This is a genomic window from Escherichia sp. WS1265, assembly GCF_046487585.1.
In the GTDB taxonomy this organism is placed as follows: Bacteria; Pseudomonadota; Gammaproteobacteria; order Enterobacterales; family Enterobacteriaceae; genus Escherichia; species Escherichia coli.
Genome location: NZ_JBJQJE010000014.1, coordinates 135,619 through 155,745 on the forward strand (window position 1 = coordinate 135,619; position 20,127 = coordinate 155,745).

Sequence of the window (20,127 nt, forward strand, 5' to 3'; positions counted from 1 at the left end):
ACATGAAGTTTTTACCCTATATTTTTCTTCTCTGTTGTGGTCTTTGGTCGACCATAAGTTTCGCAGACGAAGATTACATCGAATATCGTGGCATCAGTAGTAACAACCGTGTCACACTTGATCCACTACGTCTGAGCAACAAGGAATTACGTTGGTTAGCGAGCAAAAAAAATCTTGTGATTGCAGTACACAAGTCCCAAACGGCTACGTTGTTGCATACCGATTCGCAGCAACGGGTTCGTGGTATTAATGCTGATTATTTAAATCTTTTAAAAAGAGCGTTAAATATCAAATTAACACTCCGGGAATACGCCGATCATCAAAAAGCAATGGACGCGCTGGAAGAAGGTGAAGTCGATATAGTGTTATCACATTTAGTTGCTTCGCCGCCTCTTAATGATGACATTGCTGCAACCAAACCACTGATAATTACCTTTCCGGCGCTCGTCACCACCCTTCACGATTCAATGCGACCGCTTACCTCATCAAAACCAGTAAATATTGCTCGGGTAGCAAATTATCCCCCTGACGAGGTAATTCATCAATCATTTCCAAAAGCAACAATTATCTCTTTTACAAATTTATATCAGGCATTAGCATCCGTCTCAGCCGGACAGAATGATTACTTTATTGGTAGTAACATTATTACCAGCAGTATGATTTCCCGCTATTTCACTCACTCCTTAAATGTAGTGAAATATTATAACTCACCGCGTCAATATAATTTTTTCTTGACCAGAAAAGAATCTGTCGTTCTTAATGAAGTACTCAATCGGTTTGTTGATGCTTTAACAAATGAAGTTCGCTATGAAGTATCACAAAATTGGCTTGATACAGGAAACCTGGCCTTTCTGAACAAACCATTAGAACTCACTGAACATGAAAAACAGTGGATTAAGCAGCATCCCGATTTAAAGGTGCTGGAAAATCCTTACTCGCCCCCCTATTCTATGACAGATGAAACTGGCTCAGTTCGGGGCGTTATGGGGGATATTCTTAATATTATTACCTTGCAAACAGGTTTAAATTTTTCTCCGATCACCGTTTCACACAATATTCATGCGGGGACACAGCTTAACCCCGGTGGATGGGATATATTGCCCGCCGCTATTTATAGTGAAGATCGAGAAAATAATGTTTCATTTGCTGAAGCCTTCATAACAACGCCTTACGTTTTTGTCATGCAAAAAGCGCCTGACAGTGAACAAACATTAAAAAAAGGAATGAAAGTTGCCATTCCATATTATTATGAGCTTCATTCGCAATTAAAAGAGATGTATCCGGAGGTAGAGTGGATAAAAGTCGATAACGCTAGTGCTGCATTTCACAAGGTTAAAGAAGGTGAACTTGATGCTCTGGTCGCGACACAGCTAAATTCGCGTTACATGATCGACCATTACTATCCTAATGAACTTTATCATTTTCTTATTCCCGGCGTTCAGAATGCATCGCTTTCGTTCGCTTTTCCTCGCGGAGAACCGGAACTTAAGGATATTATTAATAAAGCACTGAATGCAATTCCCCCAAGCGAAGTTCTGCGCCTGACGGAAAAATGGATTAAAATGCCCAATGTGACTATTGACACATGGGACCTATATAGCGAGCAATTTTATATTGTTACGACATTATCCGTTTTATTAGTTGGCAGTAGCCTTTTATGGGGATTCTACCTGTTACGCTCAGTTCGTCGTCGTAAAGTCATTCAGGGTGATTTAGAAAACCAAATATCATTCCGGAAAGCGCTCTCGGACTCCTTACCGAATCCAACTTATGTTGTAAACTGGCAAGGTAATGTCATTAGTCACAATAGTGCATTTGAACATTATTTCACTGCTGATTACTACAAAAATGCAATGTTGCCATTAGAAAACAGTGAATCACCCTTTAAAGATGTTTTTTCTAATACGCATGAAGTCACAGCAGAGACGAAAGAAAATCGAACAATATACACACAGGTATTTGAAATTGATAATGGCATCGAGAAAAGATGCATTAATCACTGGCATACATTATGTAATCTGCCAGCCAGCGAACATGCTGTTTATATTTGTGGTTGGCAAGATATTACCGAGACGCGTGATTTAATTCATGCTCTCGAAGTAGAGAGAAATAAAGCGATCAATGCAACTGTCGCAAAAAGTCAGTTTCTGGCAACAATGAGTCACGAAATAAGAACACCAATAAGCTCCATTATGGGCTTCCTGGAACTTCTGTCGGGTTCTGGTCTTAGCAAGGAGCAACGGGTGGAGGCGATTTCACTTGCCTACGCCACCGGACAATCACTCCTCGGCTTAATTGGTGAAATCCTTGATGTCGACAAAATTGAGTCGGGTAACTATCAACTTCAACCACAATGGGTCGATATCCCTACTTTAGTCCAGAACACTTGCCACTCTTTCGGTGCGATTGCTGCAAGCAAATCCATCGCATTAAGTTGCAGCAGTACGTTTCCAGAACATTACCAGGTTAAGATCGACCCTCAGGCGTTTAAGCAGGTCTTATCTAATTTACTGAGCAATGCTCTCAAATTTACCACCGAGGGTGCAGTAAAAATTACGACCTCCCTGGTTAACATTGATGACAACCACGCTGTAATCAAAATGACGATTATGGATTCTGGAAGTGGATTATCACAGGAAGAACAACAACAACTGTTTAAACGCTATAGCCAAACAAGTGCAGGTCGTCAGCAAACAGGTTCTGGTTTAGGCTTAATGATCTGCAAAGAATTAATTAAAAACATGCAGGGTGATTTGTCATTAGAAAGTCATCCAGGCATAGGAACAACATTTACGATCACAATCCCGGTAGAAATTACCCAACAAGTGGCGGCTGTCGAGGCAAAAGCAGAACAACCCATCACACTCCCTGAAAAGTTGAGCATATTAATCGCGGATGATCATCCGACCAACAGGCTATTACTCAAACGCCAGCTAAATCTATTAGGATATGATGTTGATGAAGCCACTGATGGTGTGCAAGCGCTACACAAAGTCAGTATGCAACATTATGATCTGCTTATTACTGACGTTAATATGCCGAATATGGATGGTTTTGAGTTGACTCGCAAACTCCGTGAGCAAAATTCTTCCTTACCCATCTGGGGGCTTACAGCCAACGCACAGGCTAACGAACGTGAAAAAGGGTTAAATTGCGGCATGAACTTATGTTTGTTCAAACCGTTGACCCTGGATGTACTGAAAACACATTTAAGTCAGTTACACCAGGTTGCGCCTATTGCACCTCAGTATCGCCACCTTGATATCGAGGCCCTGAAAAATAATACGGCGAACGATCTACAACTGATGCAGGAGATTCTCATGACTTTCCAGCATGAAACGCATAAAGATCTACCCGCTGCGTTTCATGCACTAGAAGCTGGCGACAACAGAACTTTCCATCAGTGTATTCATCGCATCCACGGTGCGGCTAACATCCTGAATTTGCAAAAGTTGATTAATATTAGCCATCAGTTAGAAATAACACCTGTTTCAGATGACAGTAAGCCTGAAATTCTTCAGTTGCTGAACTCTGTAAAAGAACACATTGCAGAGTTAGACCAGGAGATTGCTGTTTTCTGTCAACAAAATGACTAAATAGCGGCTCCCACAATGTTCAAATGTGGGAGCTATTTACCAGCACATCTTAATTTACGATGAGAATTCCTGGCGAATTTGTTCCCCATGCTGGTCGAGCGTTGCCGCTCCCGGCATAACATGCGGGTCCGCGCAGCCGCTGATTTTTATCGGATTACCCGGCATCATTATTCCCCCGGCTTCAATCAACATATTTCTCGCCTGAGTTTGTGGCAAATTAATGGCCTCAGCCACACTTAATAACGGCGCTACGGGTACACCAACTTCATGTATTCTGGCTAACCAAACTTCAGCTGCCTGTGTTTTTAACGTCCGCTCAATATATTGTTTAAGAATAGCCTGGTTTTGTACGCGTAAAATATTGCTGATAAATCGGGGATCATCAACCAGCTCCGTCAGATCCAGTGCCTGACATAACGCAGAAAAAAGCTTGTCATTACCACAACAAATCGTAATCGGCTTATCCTGAGTATCGAAAACATCAAAAGGTGCCATGTAGGGGTGACGATTTCCCAGACGTTGTGGTGACTTCCCAGTCGCGATATATGCCATCAGTCCGTGCTCCAGAAAACTCAGCGTGGCATCAAACATCGCTATATCGACATGCGCCCCTCGTTGGCTCTTTTCGCGGCCATAAAGTGCACTCACTATTCCACTGAATAAATAGACACCGCCACATAAATCCGCAAGAGAGGTACCCACGCGCACTGGCGGAGCATCAGGGTATCCCGTTTCCATCATTATCCCGCTCATTGCCTGAATAATGGTATCGTAGGCAGGAGCATCTTTTAGCGGGCCGGTATGTCCGAAACCTGACGATGAAGCATAGATGAGGCGCGGGTTGATTTCTTGTAGCGTTTCCCATGAAAACCCCAGTTTTTCCATTGTACCTGGGCGAAAATTCTCAGCTAATACATCAGCTTGTTTAAGCATATTTATAAATATACTTTTATCGTGAGCATTCTTTAAATCAAGAACCACACTCTCTTTGCCATGATTAATAAAACTGTAATAGAGTGACTGCCCATCCACATAGGGACCAAATGTGCGGGTATCATCACCATGACCCGGCGGCTCAACTTTAATTACCCTTGCGCCCATATTACAAAGAAGTTGAGTTCCGAAAGGTCCATTAAGGACATGTGTCATATCGATAACTAATAAGCCTTCAAACGGCCCTTTGCATTCATTATTTGTCATTTGCTTATGCCTTGAAAAAAGCCGAAGGTGAAAAGACACTTCGGCATTTATGTAAAATCAATAACATGATTAATTATGAAACCAGTCGACTGACATAAATCCACAAGGGAGCCGTGACGACAAAGCCCAGTACGCTCACAGCCAATGATGCTGTACCAGTGCGGGTGTAGACATTAAACCGGCTGGCAATAATGATTCCGGAGAATGCCGGCGGTAAGGCGCCTGCCAGTACCATCATCTGCAAATGTTCGCTGTTCAAATGACATGCCATACCAACGAGAAGCAGCGCCAGTGGCATCAGAATCAGCTTCAGGAAGGTGTTATAAGCAATTTCGGCACTGAACTCGAATTTATGTGCAGCCAGAGTCAACCCCGCAGCGAATACCGCTACCCCTGAGTTAGCCTTCGCAATCAGATTAAAGGTTGGGTCCCATGCTGCCGGAATTTTTACCCCAACCAACACCAGGATCGTTGCCAGAACAGGTGCCCATACTACTGGCTCCTTTGCCGCAGAAATTAATGCGCTCAGATTACTATTCTTCTTACCATCCGCTCCTGAGGAGGGATTCAGCAAATACAGACCAATAGGAATAGTAATTGCGTTAACAATAATAGAAATAATTGCTACAACTAAACCTGTTGATACGGAATCACCATAAATAGGATCGAGAACTGCAAATCCCAGGAATCCAATGGTAGGTGAACCTGCAATTAATGCACATACTGCTGCTTCTGCATGAGTACGTTTAAAAAATTTGTAGCAACCGAACCAGGAGAAAAAGAAACATCCGACAATAACCACAAGTGATACAAGGGTCAGACGAGTGTCCGCAAAAATCATTTCCCTGTTTGCCCGGGTAATAGATACAAATAGAGCCGCGGGAAGAGCGTAGTTTAATACCAGTTTATTAAATGCCCGGGCTTGATCTTCTGAAAAAGTTTCTCGTCTGCCGCTAAAATAACCCAACAGCATGATTACGATAATAGGCAATAAATCGCCAATAAAAAATGTTAGCATAATAGTATTTCCGATAAGGGTCCCCTCACCATCGATAATGAGTTGGCAAGAGGAGACGATGTCAGTATTTAATTACCAGCGACTTGTTTTGGGTTAAGTTTGGTAATATGGCCACTTTCAGTTCCTGCTGCTGGGTCGATGACCACATTAATAATGGTCGGTTTGCGCGACTGAATACCGGTGGTTAAAGCATGACGAAGTTCATCTGTCGTAGTGACGTTATAGCCAACGCCACGAAACGCATCCATTAATTTGTCATACCTTGCATGGTGCAACAGATCCGTTGGTGATGGTGCACCAGCGCCACTGAGATCAACACCGTCTCCTCTGTAGATGCCGCCATTATTAAAAATAACGATCGTCACCGGCAGGTTATATCGACAAATCGTTTCAATCTCCATCCCACTGAAACCAAAAGCACTATCACCTTCAATGGCGACAACCGGAGAACCAGAGGTCACGCTAGCACCGATGGCATAGCCCATACCGATGCCCATGACACCCCAGGTACCACAATCCAGACGGCGACGTGGTTTATACATATCAATAATATTTCGTGCATTATCCAGGGTATTTGCACCTTCATTAACTAAATAAATATCCTGGTTCTCGCGCAATACATCGCGCACAGCACTTAATGCATTAAAGTAATTTAATGGTTGAGTATCTGTACTTAATTTTTCATGCATTTTTTGTGCATTTTGCTGCTTGTGGATATTTAAAATATCGCGCCATACCAGTGGAGTCGTAAATGTGTTTTGTTTCAGTTCTGCCAGCATACCTTGCATACTGGATGCAATATCGCCAACGACTGGCACAGCAATGGGGCGGTTGCTGTCAATTTCCTGCGGTTCAATATCCAGTTGAATAAACTGTGTATCTGCCGCCCATCCTTTTTTACCGTGTGCCAGTAACCAATTCAGTCGTGCACCAACAAGCATGACAACGTCAGCATTTGCCAGGGCAAACGAACGCGCAGCTGCCGCAGAAAGTGGATGCGTATCTTCCAGGATCCCTTTCGCCATAGACATTGGCAGGAATGGAATCTGGGCACTTTCAATAAATTCACGAAGCTGTTCATCAGCTTGTGAATACGCCGCGCCTTTGCCAAGGATAATTAATGGTCGTTCAGCTTTTGCTAAAAGCGAAATTGCGCTAGTGACTGACTTCGGGCATGGCAATAATGCTGGCGACGGATTTTCAACTTTAACAATCGTGGTTAACGCTTCGTCTTTTTCCATCGTCGCGGCCAGGACATTTGCTGGCAAATCAAGATAAACTCCGCCAGGGCGACCCGATACTGAGACCCGGATAGCGCGTGCCAATGCAATGCCAAGATCCTGCGGCTGATTAACGCGAAACGCCGCTTTGGCATACGGTTTTGCCGCATTCATTTGGTCCAGCTCTTCATAATCACCTTGCTGGAGATCGACGATCGCGCGGTCGCTGGAGCCGCTAATCATGATCATCGGAAAACCATTTACCGTTGCATTGGCCAATGCGGTCAAACCATTGAGGAATCCTGGCGCAGAAACTGTCAGGCAGATCCCCGGTTTTTGGGTAAGAAAACCGCTTGCCGCAGCGGCATAGCCTGCCGACTGCTCATGACGAAAACCAATATAACGAATGCCTTCCGCCTGGGCATGGCGCGCCATATCCGTCACAGGAATACCTACAACACCATAAATAGTGTCAATATCATTCTGTTTTAATGCTTCAACGATGATATGCATACCATCTGTCATTTGAAGTTGATCTGACATGATTAATAACCTCGAAATTTTTATAAATTGGGAGCCAGAAGCCCCCGTTAATATCAGATGGCGTGGTTTTGCTTCATTGCAGCAATTTCATCGTCGCTATAACCCAGCTCCTGCAATACAGCAGCGGTATGTTCACCTAATAGCGGCGCAGCTTTAATATCCGGCGTAAAGGCAGAGAATTTCATTGGACAACCAACTGTCAGATATTTTCCACGCAACGGTTGTTCCACTTCGACGACACTGCCACTTTGGCGCAAAGAGGGATCAAGTGAAATTTCTTTCATACTTAAAACCGGTGCGCAAGGAATATCAAACTGAGTCAAATAGGCCACCGCTTCATGTTTATCAATAGTGACAGTGTATTTTTCGATTTCAGCAAAAATATCGAAAATATGTGGCTGTCGGGCATGGGCTGTACTGTATGCCGGATCGGTAATCCAATCTGGTTTGCCGATGGCTTTACAGGTGTTTTCCCAGTTTTGCTCCTGAATAGTGAAATAAATATAGGCGTTAGGATCGGTTTCCCAGCCTTTACATTTCAGGATCCAGCCAGGCTGACCGCCACCACCCGCATTACCTCCGCGGGGAACTGCATCACCAAATGTGCCATTCGGATACTGCGGGTATTCTTCCAGATAACCCAATTTATCGAGACGCTGCTGGTCGCGTAATTTCACGCGGCAAAGGTTCAATACGGCATCCTGCATTGACATGGTAACTCGTTGACCACGCCCCGTTTTTTCGCGATGCAGCAAAGCAGCAAGTAAACCGATCAGCAAATGCATTCCGGTGTTGCTGTCACCCAACGCTGCAGCGCTTACCAGCGGCGGGCCGTCCCAAAAACCTGTAGTGGATGCCGCACCACCCGCTGCCTGAGCAACGTTTTCATAGGCTTTTACATTCACATAAGGCGAACACTCATCAAACCCTTTGATCGAACCAAAAATCAAACGTGGATTGATTTCTTGAATATGCTCCCAGGTGAAGCCCATGTGATCAATGGCCCCTGGATGAAAGTTCTCGACTAAGATATCAGCTTCGCGGATCAGCTTTTCCATTACCTCTTTGCCTTCCGCTGTTTTGGTATTTAATTCAATAGAACGTTTGTTACTGTTAAGCATGGTGAAGTAAAGCGCATCGATATCAGGAATATCTCGCAGCTGGTGACGCGTTACGTCACCAACGCCGGGACGTTCAATTTTAATGACGTCAGCGCCAAACCAGGCCAGCATCTGAGTACAAGATGGGCCAGATTGCACACCGGTGAAATCGAGAACTTTAATTCCTTGAAGTGGAGTTGACATAGCAATACCTATTAGTTAATTAAATATATATTAATTTAGCGTTTATTTAAGGCATAATGCTCTCTATAAATAATCCGCAAAATATCGTCGTAGCTGCACTCGATATTTTTAAATTCCTGTATCAAGTGCTGATAATCATTTCATCGCCACTTCCAATTCCTTTCTGCATGGTAAGTAGTGAGGACGAAAAGAAGAATATGATAAATATTGGTTCGCGGTAATCAGAGAGAGCCGCGACATTTGTGATGTTATTCTTACAACTGTAAGAAGCGCCGGTGATGTACAAGTAAGGGTATGATTACGCTTTTTAAAGCGTACCATAAAACATAACATAATAAATGATTTATGATGACACGGGATTATTGCGGTTTACTTTGAAGAATATAAAATGCGACTTTATAGAACCGCGAGCGCCAAATAATTTTATGACCACAACCTGTCGTATTGTGGTCATAAAAAATTGTCGGCTGGAGGGAGTTAAATCCTTTACCTCAATATACTGCCTGTCAGCGTTAGTTCACAAACAGTGCTTCGCTATCGACGATGATTCCATCTTCCGCACCTTTAAGCGCCAGGTTTGCCTCGTAGTATTGCTTTTTATCAAGCAGTTTCTGCGCATCAGCAAGTGCATTACGAGTCTGTTTGAGCGGCATCAGATATTGGTTTTCCATTACGCCAACACCGGCCAGGCGAAGCTCTTCCATTGCGCCCTTTTTATCCCCTTTCGCCATTTTTTCGTTGGCAATTTTTATCGCGGCTTCTTTTTCGGGTGTCGCTACATAACTCTCAGAAATTCCGATAGATGCATTAATGACAATATATTGGTCATCATTGACATTGGTTTTTTTACCTGGCTTAGCGAACTTTGCCCATTCGGTACTGTCATCTGACAACAAAGCTGAAGCTTCATTGGTCAGTTCTTTTGCCTTTTCCGGATCGCCATGAAACAGAGCCAGGCGCGCTACCTGCACGTCACGCATCGCATATAAACCTTGTTCAGAGATACGCTCTGCTGCTGCCGTTTTCTGGGTTTGCTGAACTTGCTGAGTTTGCTGTTGTGCCGCTACCGGTGCATTATCAGCCGCCCATACAGTTGAAGATGCCAGAATTGCTGTGACCATCGTAGCCATAATTAAACGTTTCATACTTACCTCATTCTTTAACAGTTTTAGAAAACGCCGCCATCATATTGGGTGAGCATGAAATGAGAAATCAGAGAGCAACGGTCATTTTGAAAGGGTTATCTTACAGTTGTAGTTATTATCGCAAGAAGTATTTTAGTCTTACAATTGTAGGAATATGCTTCCTGTCGCAGAGAACTATTCTTATATACCACAAAGAGATGTCATTTATTATATCGATGTAAATACTGATTAATTAAATGTAAATACAGCCATAACATCGTAGGTTCTCAGTGAGCCATTCTCAGGATAACTTTCTATGAAAGTAAACTTAATGCTTTTTAGCTTATTTTTATTGGTCTCTATTATGGCATGCAATGTTTTTGCATTTTCCATTTCTGGTGGTGGAAGTGAGACGAACTATAAAGAGACAGAAAAAACGTCAGTGATGACGACAACTCATTCTACAAAACTTCAGCCATCACAGGCGATTTTGTTTAAGATGAGAGAAGATGCGCCACCATTAAATCTCACAGAAGACATCACGCCCCCTTTTCCGACAAAGGCGAATTATCTTATTCATCCTGTGCGATAGCGTCTGTCACATGGCAGGTGAACAATCATATCTGTTGATGATGTGAGCACCTGCCCAAATGATCCATCCTGAACTACTACCGCCTGCCATACCCCACCATAAAGCGAATCATCAAGCCACAAGCCGGGGCAAGAAACATAAATATCCCCGTCACTAGTTCATTACCGCCTGTTAACCACATGGTGAAGTAGTAAATGAGTGCAGCGAGGATCACCATGCCGAAGAAAGAAGAGACCGCCGAGACCACGTTCAGTACCTGACCGATGTATCCGCTTACGCAGACAATACACAGGGCGAGAAACATCCATAAATAAATCATAGCTCAACCTCCTGCCGCGCTAAAAAACCTGTAACTTCAGTCACTTTAATAGTAAGACAATCCTTAACCTCTGGCAATTTTTGCTAAGCATCAATGAAAACAGCATGTTAAATGCAAGACTGTTGCGTACGGAAAAATATTTACTTTGCACGATTAATAATCAGTAGCTGAAAGCAGTCAGCCAGTGATAAAGTACAGATACCGCATTCATGCTCCTCGTGGTTATGTCCTGACTAGTCTTTACACTCTTTACAGGAACCATTGTCGTACATGATGGCCCAACCAATTGAGTGTACCGCTGTCGACATGGAATCTTCTGCGATACAACAATTCGTATCTACAGAAGGTAACTATGTTTCCAAAATGCAAATTTTCCCGCGAGTTTCTGCATCCTCGCTACTGGCTCACATGGTTTGGGCTTGGTGTACTCTGGCTTTGGGTACAGCTTCCTTATCCTGTTCTCTGCTTTCTCGGCACGCGTATTGGCGCAATGGCGCGACCATTCCTGAAACGGCGTGAATCTATCGCCCGTAAAAACCTGGAACTTTGTTTCCCGCAGCATTCTGCTGAAGAGCGCGAGAAGATGATCGCCGAAAACTTTCGTTCACTCGGCATGGCGCTGGTAGAAACCGGCATGGCGTGGTTCTGGCCCGACAGTCGCGTACGCAAATGGTTTGATGTTGAAGGGCTGGATAACCTTAAACGCGCACAAATGCAAAATCGCGGCGTAATGGTTGTCGGCGTCCATTTTATGTCGCTGGAACTGGGCGGCCGCGTGATGGGACTGTGTCAACCAATGATGGCTACCTATCGTCCACATAATAATCAGCTGATGGAATGGGTGCAGACCCGTGGGCGCATGCGCTCTAACAAAGCGATGATCGGCAGAAATAATCTGCGCGGCATTGTTAGTGCACTGAAGAAAGGTGAAGCGGTATGGTTTGCTCCCGATCAGGATTATGGTCGTAAAGGCAGCTCCTTCGCGCCGTTCTTTGCGGTGGAAAATGTTGCCACAACCAATGGTACGTATGTCCTTTCACGTCTCTCTGGCGCAGCCATGTTAACCGTAACGATGGTAAGAAAAGCGGATTACAGCGGATATCGTTTGTACATCACCCCAGAGATGGAAGGCTACCCGGCAGATGAAAATCAAGCCGCTGCCTATATGAACAAGATTATCGAAAAAGAGATCATGCGCGCACCGGAGCAGTACCTCTGGATCCACCGTCGCTTTAAAACGCGCCCGGTGGGAGAATCGTCGCTATACATTTAACAAACTGCTCTTACTCTTTCCCTCCTCAAATCAGCCATAATAACCTCATGGTTTTTATGGCTTTTTTCTTAAGGTTTTTTCCTTCGCTGAATCTCTAATTATTACCGTCAGAAATTAAACTGTCGCCGATATGAGACACCTGTAAGTTACTAAAAGTAAATAAGAAAATGCCTCTTGTCTCGTTTTAGTTTTAGGCGTACATTAGCGCCGTCTGGAGCAGTTTAGCTCAGAATTCTGGGGTGATGCCCACGGTAAAATACAGGACTTTTAAGGTTGTTTTGCCCGGTGTCAACTCACTGTATCAGGTGTAATGAAGTCATTCAGGCGTAACAGTAATTACGCGGAGAGATGTAAAGTGAAATATTTCTTTATGGGCATTTCTTTTATGGTCATCGTTTGGGCCGGTACTTTTGCCCTGATGATCTAAAAGCAAACTGTGCAATGAAAAACAGGAGCCATCTGGCTCCTGTTTGCATTTCTGGCGATGGTGTTTATTCCGCGTTTTCGTGAATATGTTTGCTGCTGGCGGGTAGTAAACCGTCGGCACGGAACATCGCTTTAATTCCACGAATCGCCTGACGAATACGGTCGCGGTTTTCAATCAGTGCAAAACGAACATGCGTGTCGCCGTAGTCGCCAAAGCCAATCCCCGGAGAGACACAGACCTTCGCTTCGTTCAGCAGCTTCTTGGCAAATTCCAGCGAGCCCATGGCAGCATACGGTTCCGGGATTTTCGCCCAGACATACATCGAAGCCTTCGGCATTTCGACCATCCAGCCCGCTTCATGCAGCCCTTTTACCAGTACATCACGGCGGCGTTTGTACTGTTCAGCAATGTCGCGCACGCACTGTTGATCGCCCTCCAGCGCCGCAATCGCTGCCACCTGCAACGGCGTAAAGGTGCCGTAATCGTGATAGCTTTTAATACGTGCCAGCGCGCTGACCAGCGTTTTGTTGCCAACCATAAAGCCGATACGCCAGCCCGCCATGTTGTAGCTTTTCGACAGCGTAAAGAACTCGACCGCCACATCGCGTGCACCCGGCACCTGCATGATTGACGGCGCTTTCCAGCCATCGTAGACGATATCGGCATAGGCCAGGTCATGGACCACCAGCACATCGTAGCGTTTCGCCAGCGCCACAACCTTTTCGAAGAACTCCAGCTCCACGCATTGCGCGGTTGGATTCGACGGGAAGCCGAGGATCATCATCTTCGGTTTCGGATAACTTTCGCGAATGGCGCGTTCCAGTTCGTTGAAGAAATCGACACCTTCCACCAGCGGCACTGAGCGTACCTGCGCCCCGGCAATCACCGCGCCGTAAATATGAATCGGGTAGCTTGGATTAGGCACCAGTACAGTGTCACCATGATCCAGCGTCGCCAGCATCAGATGCGCCAGTCCCTCTTTCGAACCAATGGTGACGATGGCTTCTGATTCCGGGTCGATCTCGACGTCGTAGCGATCCTGATACCAGCGGGAAATGGCGCGACGTAACCGCGGAATGCCGCGTGAAGTAGAGTAACCATGCGTGTCCGGTCGCTGGGCCACCGTACATAATTTTTCGACGATATGCGGCGGAGTCGCACCGTCCGGGTTACCCATACTGAAATCGATAATATCTTCGCCGCGCCGACGCGCAGCCATTTTCAGTTCAGCGGTAATATTAAAAACGTAGGGCGGGAGACGATCAATGCGCGTAAAGCGACGTTCAAGGCGAGTGTCAGCCATAATTTCCTCAGATTAACGTTAGCGCCCGGACCGTCCGAGCGACGCTGCCACGATGGTGGCTGTTTTGAAAATAGCCTGATTAATTTCTGTCTGTCCAGCGTTTTAGAACATTTTTATCAATGGCTTTAAATGAGGAACTCCACTTCAAAAACAGGAAATTTATCTGCGCTAACAAGAAAATTACCACTCATTTTATTAACATTATAATTTCAATAAATTTACCAAGCAGATGTGCATTATCAAGAGATGCATTGCTAATACACCATTTATCTTTCAATCCCCTTTTAAAATTGTGGTTTTTCCTCAAAAACGGCCTGCTGGTCATCAGCCTTCAGGTTACCTATCATAGAGGTTTAATCCTTATTCAGAGTCACCCGTGCACGAAATATTCAACATGCTGCTGGCGGTCTTCGATCGGGCAGCGTTAATGCTTATCTGCCTGTTCTTTCTCATCCGTATCCGCCTGTTTCGCGAACTGTTGCACAAGTCGGCACACTCACCGAAAGAGCTGCTCGCCGTTACCGCCATTTTCTCGTTGTTTGCCCTGTTCAGCACCTGGTCCGGCGTTCCCGTAGAAGGCTCGCTGGTGAACGTTCGTATTATCGCGGTAATGTCAGGCGGGATTCTGTTTGGCCCGTGGGTAGGCATCATTACCGGCGTGATTGCGGGTATTCACCGGTATTTAATTGATATCGGCGGCGTGACGGCGATCCCCTGCTTTATCACCAGCATTCTGGCGGGTTGTATATCGGGCTGGATCAACCTGAAAATCCCCAAAGCACAGCGCTGGCGCGTCGGTATTCTCGGCGGCATGTTGTGTGAAACGTTGACCATGATTCTGGTGATTGTCTGGGCACCAACTACCGCGTTGGGGATCGATATCGTCTCTAAAATCGGCATTCCGATGATCCTCGGCAGCGTCTGTATCGGCTTTATTGTGCTGCTGGTGCAAAGCGTTGAGGGCGAAAAAGAGGCCAGCGCCGCGCGGCAGGCCAAGCTGGCGCTGGATATCGCCAACAAAACGCTGCCGCTGTTTCGCCATGTCAATAGCGAGTCATTACGCAAGGTCTGCGAAATTATCCGCGATGATATTCACGCCGATGCGGTGGCGATTACTAATACCGATCATGTGCTGGCCTATGTCGGCGTGGGCGAACACAACTATCAGAATGGCGATGACTTCATTAGCCCGACTACCCGACAGGCGATGAATTACGGAAAAATCATCATTAAAAACAATGATGAAGCCCACCGCACACCAGAGATTCATTCCATGCTGGTGATCCCATTGTGGGAGAAAGGCGTTGTGACCGGAACGCTGAAAATTTACTACTGCCACGCGCATCAGATCACCTCGTCATTACAGGAAATGGCGGTCGGTCTGTCGCAAATCATCTCCACCCAACTGGAGGTTTCGCGCGCCGAGCAGCTGCGTGAAATGGCAAATAAGGCAGAGCTTCGCGCCCTGCAAAGCAAAATTAATCCCCATTTCCTGTTTAACGCTTTGAACGCTATTTCATCGTCAATCCGTCTGAATCCGGATACTGCTCGCCAGCTGATCTTTAATTTATCGCGCTATCTGCGCTATAACATTGAATTAAAAGACGATGAGCAAATCGATATCAAAAAAGAGCTGTATCAAATTAAAGACTATATTGCCATTGAGCAGGCCCGCTTTGGCGACAAGCTGACGGTTATCTATGATATTGATGAAGAGGTGAATTGCTGCATTCCCAGCCTGCTGATCCAGCCGTTGGTGGAAAACGCCATTGTCCACGGTATCCAGCCTTGCAAAGGTAAAGGCGTTGTCACCATCAGCGTTGCTGAGTGCGGTAATCGGGTACGCATTGCGGTGCGAGATACCGGGCACGGCATCGATCCAAAGGTGATTGAGCGGGTCGAAGCGAACGAAATGCCGGGCAATAAAATTGGTCTGCTGAATGTCCATCATCGCGTGAAGTTATTGTATGGCGAGGGGCTGCATATCCGCCGCCTGGAGCCAGGAACGGAAATTGCGTTTTACATTCCTAACCAACGCACCCCAGTCGCCTCACAGGCTACGTTATTGCTTTGAGCCGGAGTGATATTGTGAAAGTCATCATTGTTGAAGACGAATTCCTGGCACAACAGGAACTGAGCTGGCTAATTAAAGAGCACAGCCAGATGGAGATTGTCGGCACCTTTGACGACGGTCTGGACGTGTTGAAGTTTTTGCAGCATAACCGCGTCGACGCCATTTTTCTGGATATCAATATTCCGTCGCTGGATGGCGTGTTGCTGGCGCAAAACATCAGCCAGTTCGCCCATAAACCGTTTATTGTGTTCATCACCGCATGGAAAGAACATGCGGTAGAAGCGTTTGAACTGGAGGCGTTTGACTACATTCTCAAACCGTATCAGGAGTCACGCATTACCGGGATGCTGCAAAAACTGGAAGCGGCCTGGCAACAACAGCAGACCAGCAGTACGCCTGCCACGACGGTAACGCGTGAGAATGACACCATTAATCTGGTGAAAGATGAGCGAATCATCGTCACGCCAATTAACGATATCTATTACGCCGAAGCGCACGAGAAAATGACCTTTGTCTATACGCGGCGTGAATCCTACGTAATGCCGATGAACATTACCGAGTTTTGCAGCAAGCTGCCGCCATCGCATTTTTTCCGCTGCCATCGCTCATTTTGTGTCAATCTGAACAAAATCCGCGAGATCGAACCGTGGTTTAATAACACCTATATTCTGCGGCTGAAAGATCTGGATTTTGAAGTGCCGGTCAGCCGCAGCAAAGTTAAAGAATTCCGCCAGTTAATGCATCTTTAATCGGGAACTTTCATGAAAGCACCAGGCTTGCCCGCCGATCAACAATTTTTCGCCGATCTGTTCAGCGGCCTGGTGCTTAACCCGCAACTACTGGGGCGCGTCTGGTTTGCCAGCCAGCCTGCCTCGTTACCGGTGGGCAGTTTATGTATTGATTTTCCCCGTCTGGATATCGTGCTGCGCGGCGAATACGGCAATCTGCTGGAAGCAAAGCAGCAACGTATGGTTGAAGGAGAAATGCTGTTTATTCCAGCGCGCGCGGCTAATTTACCGATCAACAACAAACCGGTGATGCTGTTAAGCCTGGTGTTCGCACCGACCTGGCTTGGGTTATCGTTTTACGATAGCCGCACCACGTCGTTGTTGCATCCAGCTCGCCAGATCCAGCTTCCCAGCCTGCAACGCGGTGAAGGTGAAGCGATGCTTACCGCCCTCACCCATCTTAGCCGTTCGCCGCTGGAGCAGAATATCATTCAGCCACTGGTGTTAAGTTTGCTGCATCTTTGCCGCAACGTGGTCAACATGCCACCGGGCAATTCGCAACCGCGCGGCGATTTTCTCTACCACAGCATTTGTAACTGGGTTCAGGATAATTATGCCCAGCCGCTCACCCGCGAGAGCGTGGCGCAGTTTTTTAATATCACGCCCAATCATCTGTCAAAACTGTTTGCTCAGCATGGAACGATGCGTTTTATCGAGTATGTGCGTTGGGTGCGAATGGCGAAGGCGAGGATGATTTTGCAGAAATATCATCTGTCAATTCATGAAGTGGCGCAGCGTTGCGGCTTTCCGGATAGCGACTATTTTTGTCGCGTTTTCCGGCGTCAGTTTGGTCTGACGCCGGGAGAGTACAGCGCCCGTTTTCAGGGCTAACGTCAGAAGGTTAATTCTGTTTCCAGCAGCGTCAGGATGCTTTGTGCATCTTGCGCGGCAAACAACGACTGGCGGAAGTTTTTATTCACCAGTTTACGCGCCAGCTGCGAGAAGACTTTCACATGGTTCATCCCTTCGTTAGCACCCAGCGTCAGCATGATCACCAGTTCGACTTCGCCCATTTCTGACTGCCAGTCAACCGGTTTCACCAGCCGGGCAATGCTGATACTGGAATGACGGATCCACTGAGATTTGGTGTGCGGGATCGCTACGCCAAAACCAACGCCGGTGGTAACAATCTCTTCCCGCTGCCAGACATCCTCTTCCAGCTCGAACGGATGTTCAGTGCGCCCGTTAACGCCGAGGTTACCGCACAGGAACTGGATCGCCTGCTCTTTATTGCTAAAGGCCTGATCAACGAAGATATTCTCCAGCGCCAGCAGCAGGCGAACGTCTTCTTCCGGCGTAAACGCGGTGAGTAACGCTTCAATTTCCTGCGCGCTGCGACATTCACACGCCTGACGTGCCAGTTCCCGACACGCCTCGCTATCCAGTTGACGAAGCTGGCTTTTCACCGCCGGAATGCGCGGGCTACTCATACTCAGCTCATCCAGGCCCAGCCCAAGCAGTAGCGGCAGATAACGACTTTCACCGCCCAGTTCACCGCAAATGCCTACCCATTTGCCGCGCTGATGCGCAGTGGTAACAATCTGCTGCAACATGCGCAGGAACGATGGCGTAATCGGGTTATACAGCGGCGATACGCGCGGGTTATTACGATCGACCGCATACAGATACTGGGTCATATCGTTAGAACCGATACTGAAGAAATCGACCTCATCGCAGAAGTGGTCGATGATGTAGCACACCGACGGCACTTCCACCATGATACCCAGCGTAATCGTCTCTGCATGACGCAGACCATCGCGTTTAAGCTCAACGATCGCTTTTTGGATCTCACCCTTCACCCATAAGATCTGATCGAGGCTGTGAACCATCGGGATCATCAGCTGGGCGTTGCCGAAACTGGCGGCACGCAAAATAGCCCGCAGTTGAGTGCGGAACAGGCCAGCAAATTCCGGGTAAATACGTACCGCGCGATAGCCGAGGAACGGGTTCTCTTCCTGGGGAATGTTGAGGTAAGGAATGCTTTTATCGCCGCCGATGTCCATTGTGCGGAAGATAATCGGCCTGTCGCCCGCGGCCAGTAGCACCTGCTGGTAGGCTTCAAATTGCTCCTGCTCGTCCGGCGCGCTGTCGCGATCCATATAGAGCATTTCGGTACGGAACAGCCCGACGCCTTCCGCGCCGTTGGCAAACGCGCCAGGCGCTTCCAGAGCGGTGCCAATATTCGCCGCGATATCAATACGCTTGTTATCACGGGAATAGGCCAGCTGCGCGGCAGCCTGCGCCTGTTGTTTTTGGCGTTTATCCGCCAGCGTCTGCGCGACCTGATAATAACCGCTCACCGCGTCATTCGGGTTAATCGCCAGCACGCCGCACTGGGCGTCAAGCACTGCCGGTTGCCCGGCATAGCGCGCAATGGCATCCAGCGGCAGGCCGCTCAGTACCGGGATCGCCGAGGCACGGGCCAGAATCAGTGTATGCGAGGTGCGCCCGGTTTTCTCCAGAATCATGCCCGCAAGATTTTTTAAATCGAGGCTCAAAAACTGGCTTGGGGTTAAATCCTCGGCCACCAGAATAGTCGGTTTTTCCAGCACCAGCTTGTTGCGCGGCTTCAGTTCCGGCCAGGAGATATGCAGCAACTGTTCGCTGATATCGCGAATGTCGCTAACACGTTCGCGCAGATAATCACTGGCAGAAGCAGAAAGTTTGGCGCAAACCTGCTCCATATTGCTGATGATCGCCGCCCCCAGCCCCTGATGCTGTTCTGCCATCAGGCGAAGGATATTGCCTGCAAATTCATCATCCTGGATCAGCGACAAATGGGCGCTGAGGATAGTTTTGCTTTCGCCGTCACGCTCGCGCAGTTGCTGGTTCAGTTGCTCGGCAAGCGTTGCCAGGCTGTGCTCCAGCCGGGTGGAGTCTTGCGCACTGGCCGGGATTGCCCGATAACTGTCGAGGCTGTCGCTCTGTAACAAGGTCAGCGTACCCACGCCGACGCCGCTTGCCAGCACATTGCCGTACAGTAAATCAGGATTCAGACGGCTTAATGAACGCGGCAGCGGATGCGCCGTCAGTTCTACCTGCGTTGGCTGGACGCTGTCGCTGTCGATAAAGCGCACCTGGATGTACTCTTCCAGCACGCGCCGCGCCTGCTCTTCATCGCTGCCGCTAATGTTCAGGCTGCAACTGTCATTAAATAGGGTGCCGGTGCCAATCAGCGCCAGCGAGCTTTTCGCATCTGCCTTTGCGTTCTGGCGATGGTTGATGAAGGTGATTTCGCTTTGCCACTGGCTGCACTGTTCTTTAAGTTCCCACGCCGGACGAGCATGCAGACCGTTAGGCAGAGGACAGAGAAATTGAATCGTTAGCATAACCGCTCCGGGTTAAT

General features: G+C 47.2%; 15 protein-coding genes. 7 read left to right on the top strand and 8 right to left on the bottom strand.

Features of this window, described 5'->3' with window-relative positions; genetic code table 11:
• Nucleotides 1-2: 2 nt before the first annotated feature.
• The gene (evgS, locus tag ACJHX3_RS15365) at nucleotides 3-3,596 is read left to right on the top strand and encodes an acid-sensing system histidine kinase EvgS (protein WP_087891222.1); all 3,594 of its coding nucleotides are present in this window, start codon (nucleotides 3-5) and stop codon (nucleotides 3,594-3,596) included.
• 54 nt (nucleotides 3,597-3,650) lie between these two features.
• On the opposite strand, the gene yfdE is transcribed toward evgS, so the two are convergent.
• The 5 genes from yfdE to ACJHX3_RS15390 all read right to left on the bottom strand — a co-directional run bounded on the left by yfdE (nucleotide 3,651) and on the right by ACJHX3_RS15390 (nucleotide 10,026).
• Complete coding sequence (gene yfdE, locus ACJHX3_RS15370) at nucleotides 3,651-4,796, bottom strand: CoA:oxalate CoA-transferase (RefSeq protein WP_024044486.1); 1,146 nt, start codon at nucleotides 4,794-4,796, stop codon at nucleotides 3,651-3,653.
• Nucleotides 4,797-4,869: 73 nt separating this feature from the next.
• Complete coding sequence (gene yfdV, locus ACJHX3_RS15375; protein WP_000955028.1) at nucleotides 4,870-5,814, bottom strand: transporter YfdV; 945 nt, start codon at nucleotides 5,812-5,814, stop codon at nucleotides 4,870-4,872.
• A 68-nt stretch (nucleotides 5,815-5,882) separates the two neighbouring features.
• Complete coding sequence (gene oxc / locus ACJHX3_RS15380) at nucleotides 5,883-7,577, bottom strand: oxalyl-CoA decarboxylase (protein WP_001603109.1); 1,695 nt, start codon at nucleotides 7,575-7,577, stop codon at nucleotides 5,883-5,885.
• 53 nt (nucleotides 7,578-7,630) lie between these two features.
• Entirely contained in the window at nucleotides 7,631-8,881 is a 1,251-nt protein-coding gene (gene frc, locus ACJHX3_RS15385) for a formyl-CoA transferase (protein WP_000106757.1), read from the bottom strand.
• A 512-nt stretch (nucleotides 8,882-9,393) separates the two neighbouring features.
• Complete coding sequence (locus ACJHX3_RS15390) at nucleotides 9,394-10,026, bottom strand: YfdX family protein (protein WP_000825607.1); 633 nt, start codon at nucleotides 10,024-10,026, stop codon at nucleotides 9,394-9,396.
• Between the two features lie 295 nt (nucleotides 10,027-10,321).
• Between ACJHX3_RS15390 and ypdI the strand changes: the two genes are divergently transcribed.
• Nucleotides 10,322-10,597 carry a colanic acid biosynthesis lipoprotein YpdI gene (ypdI, locus tag ACJHX3_RS15395; RefSeq protein ID WP_094308096.1) on the top strand — a complete coding sequence of 92 codons (276 nt, stop codon included), beginning with the start codon at nucleotides 10,322-10,324 and terminating at the stop codon, nucleotides 10,595-10,597.
• Nucleotides 10,598-10,673: 76 nt separating this feature from the next.
• On the opposite strand, the gene ACJHX3_RS15400 is transcribed toward ypdI, so the two are convergent.
• The gene (locus tag ACJHX3_RS15400; protein WP_000639883.1) at nucleotides 10,674-10,916 is read right to left on the bottom strand and encodes a YfdY family protein; all 243 of its coding nucleotides are present in this window, start codon (nucleotides 10,914-10,916) and stop codon (nucleotides 10,674-10,676) included.
• A gap of 352 nt (nucleotides 10,917-11,268) precedes the next feature.
• On the opposite strand from ACJHX3_RS15400, the gene lpxP reads away from it, so the two are divergent.
• Together lpxP and ypdK are read left to right on the top strand one after the other, a co-directional pair.
• Nucleotides 11,269-12,189: a kdo(2)-lipid IV(A) palmitoleoyltransferase gene (gene lpxP / locus ACJHX3_RS15405; protein WP_024041889.1), complete on the top strand. Its 921-nt coding sequence runs from the start codon at nucleotides 11,269-11,271 to the stop codon at nucleotides 12,187-12,189.
• Nucleotides 12,190-12,544: 355 nt separating this feature from the next.
• On the top strand, nucleotides 12,545-12,616 hold the full coding sequence (ypdK, locus tag ACJHX3_RS15410) for a membrane protein YpdK (RefSeq protein WP_010723117.1): 72 nt from the start codon (nucleotides 12,545-12,547) through the stop codon (nucleotides 12,614-12,616).
• 64 nt (nucleotides 12,617-12,680) lie between these two features.
• Here the strand turns inward: ypdK and alaC are convergent, their stop codons facing one another.
• Nucleotides 12,681-13,919, bottom strand: a complete 1,239-nt coding sequence (gene alaC, locus ACJHX3_RS15415; RefSeq protein ID WP_000785900.1) for an alanine transaminase — start codon at nucleotides 13,917-13,919, stop codon at nucleotides 12,681-12,683.
• 376 nt (nucleotides 13,920-14,295) lie between these two features.
• Here alaC and ypdA point away from each other — a divergent pair, with 376 nt between their 5' ends.
• Genes ypdA through ACJHX3_RS15430 form a run of 3 tightly spaced genes read left to right on the top strand, consistent with a single transcriptional unit; the run spans nucleotide 14,296 to nucleotide 17,612 of the window.
• Entirely contained in the window at nucleotides 14,296-15,993 is a 1,698-nt protein-coding gene (gene ypdA, locus ACJHX3_RS15420) for a two-component system sensor histidine kinase YpdA (RefSeq protein ID WP_000544359.1), read from the top strand.
• 14 nt (nucleotides 15,994-16,007) lie between these two features.
• Entirely contained in the window at nucleotides 16,008-16,742 is a 735-nt protein-coding gene (ypdB, locus tag ACJHX3_RS15425) for a two-component system response regulator YpdB (RefSeq protein ID WP_001298580.1), read from the top strand.
• Nucleotides 16,743-16,754: 12 nt separating this feature from the next.
• A complete protein-coding gene (locus tag ACJHX3_RS15430) occupies nucleotides 16,755-17,612 on the top strand; it encodes an AraC family transcriptional regulator (protein ID WP_000646844.1) in 858 nt (285 codons plus the stop codon).
• A gap of 2 nt (nucleotides 17,613-17,614) precedes the next feature.
• Here the strand turns inward: ACJHX3_RS15430 and ptsP are convergent, their stop codons facing one another.
• Nucleotides 17,615-20,110, bottom strand: coding sequence for a phosphoenolpyruvate--protein phosphotransferase (gene ptsP / locus ACJHX3_RS15435; protein ID WP_094321954.1), 2,496 nt, complete (start codon nucleotides 20,108-20,110; stop codon nucleotides 17,615-17,617).
• Nucleotides 20,111-20,127: the final 17 nt, after the last annotated feature.

Bases quoted from the DNA above. Each gene is read 5' to 3' on its own strand.
- lpxP (WP_024041889.1), top strand. From the start codon at position 11,269: ATGTTTCCAAAATGCAAATTTTCCCGCGAGTTTCTGCATCCTCGCTAC.
- evgS (WP_087891222.1), top strand. From the start codon at position 3: ATGAAGTTTTTACCCTATATTTTTCTTCTCTGTTGTGGTCTTTGGTCG.
- ptsP (WP_094321954.1), bottom strand. From the start codon at position 20,110: ATGCTAACGATTCAATTTCTCTGTCCTCTGCCTAACGGTCTGCATGCT.
- ACJHX3_RS15390 (WP_000825607.1), bottom strand. From the start codon at position 10,026: ATGAAACGTTTAATTATGGCTACGATGGTCACAGCAATTCTGGCATCT.
- oxc (WP_001603109.1), bottom strand. From the start codon at position 7,577: ATGTCAGATCAACTTCAAATGACAGATGGTATGCATATCATCGTTGAA.
- ypdI (WP_094308096.1), top strand. From the start codon at position 10,322: ATGAAAGTAAACTTAATGCTTTTTAGCTTATTTTTATTGGTCTCTATT.
- ACJHX3_RS15430 (WP_000646844.1), top strand. From the start codon at position 16,755: ATGAAAGCACCAGGCTTGCCCGCCGATCAACAATTTTTCGCCGATCTG.
- frc (WP_000106757.1), bottom strand. From the start codon at position 8,881: ATGTCAACTCCACTTCAAGGAATTAAAGTTCTCGATTTCACCGGTGTG.
- alaC (WP_000785900.1), bottom strand. From the start codon at position 13,919: ATGGCTGACACTCGCCTTGAACGTCGCTTTACGCGCATTGATCGTCTC.
- yfdV (WP_000955028.1), bottom strand. From the start codon at position 5,814: ATGCTAACATTTTTTATTGGCGATTTATTGCCTATTATCGTAATCATG.
- ACJHX3_RS15400 (WP_000639883.1), bottom strand. From the start codon at position 10,916: ATGATTTATTTATGGATGTTTCTCGCCCTGTGTATTGTCTGCGTAAGC.
- yfdE (WP_024044486.1), bottom strand. From the start codon at position 4,796: ATGACAAATAATGAATGCAAAGGGCCGTTTGAAGGCTTATTAGTTATC.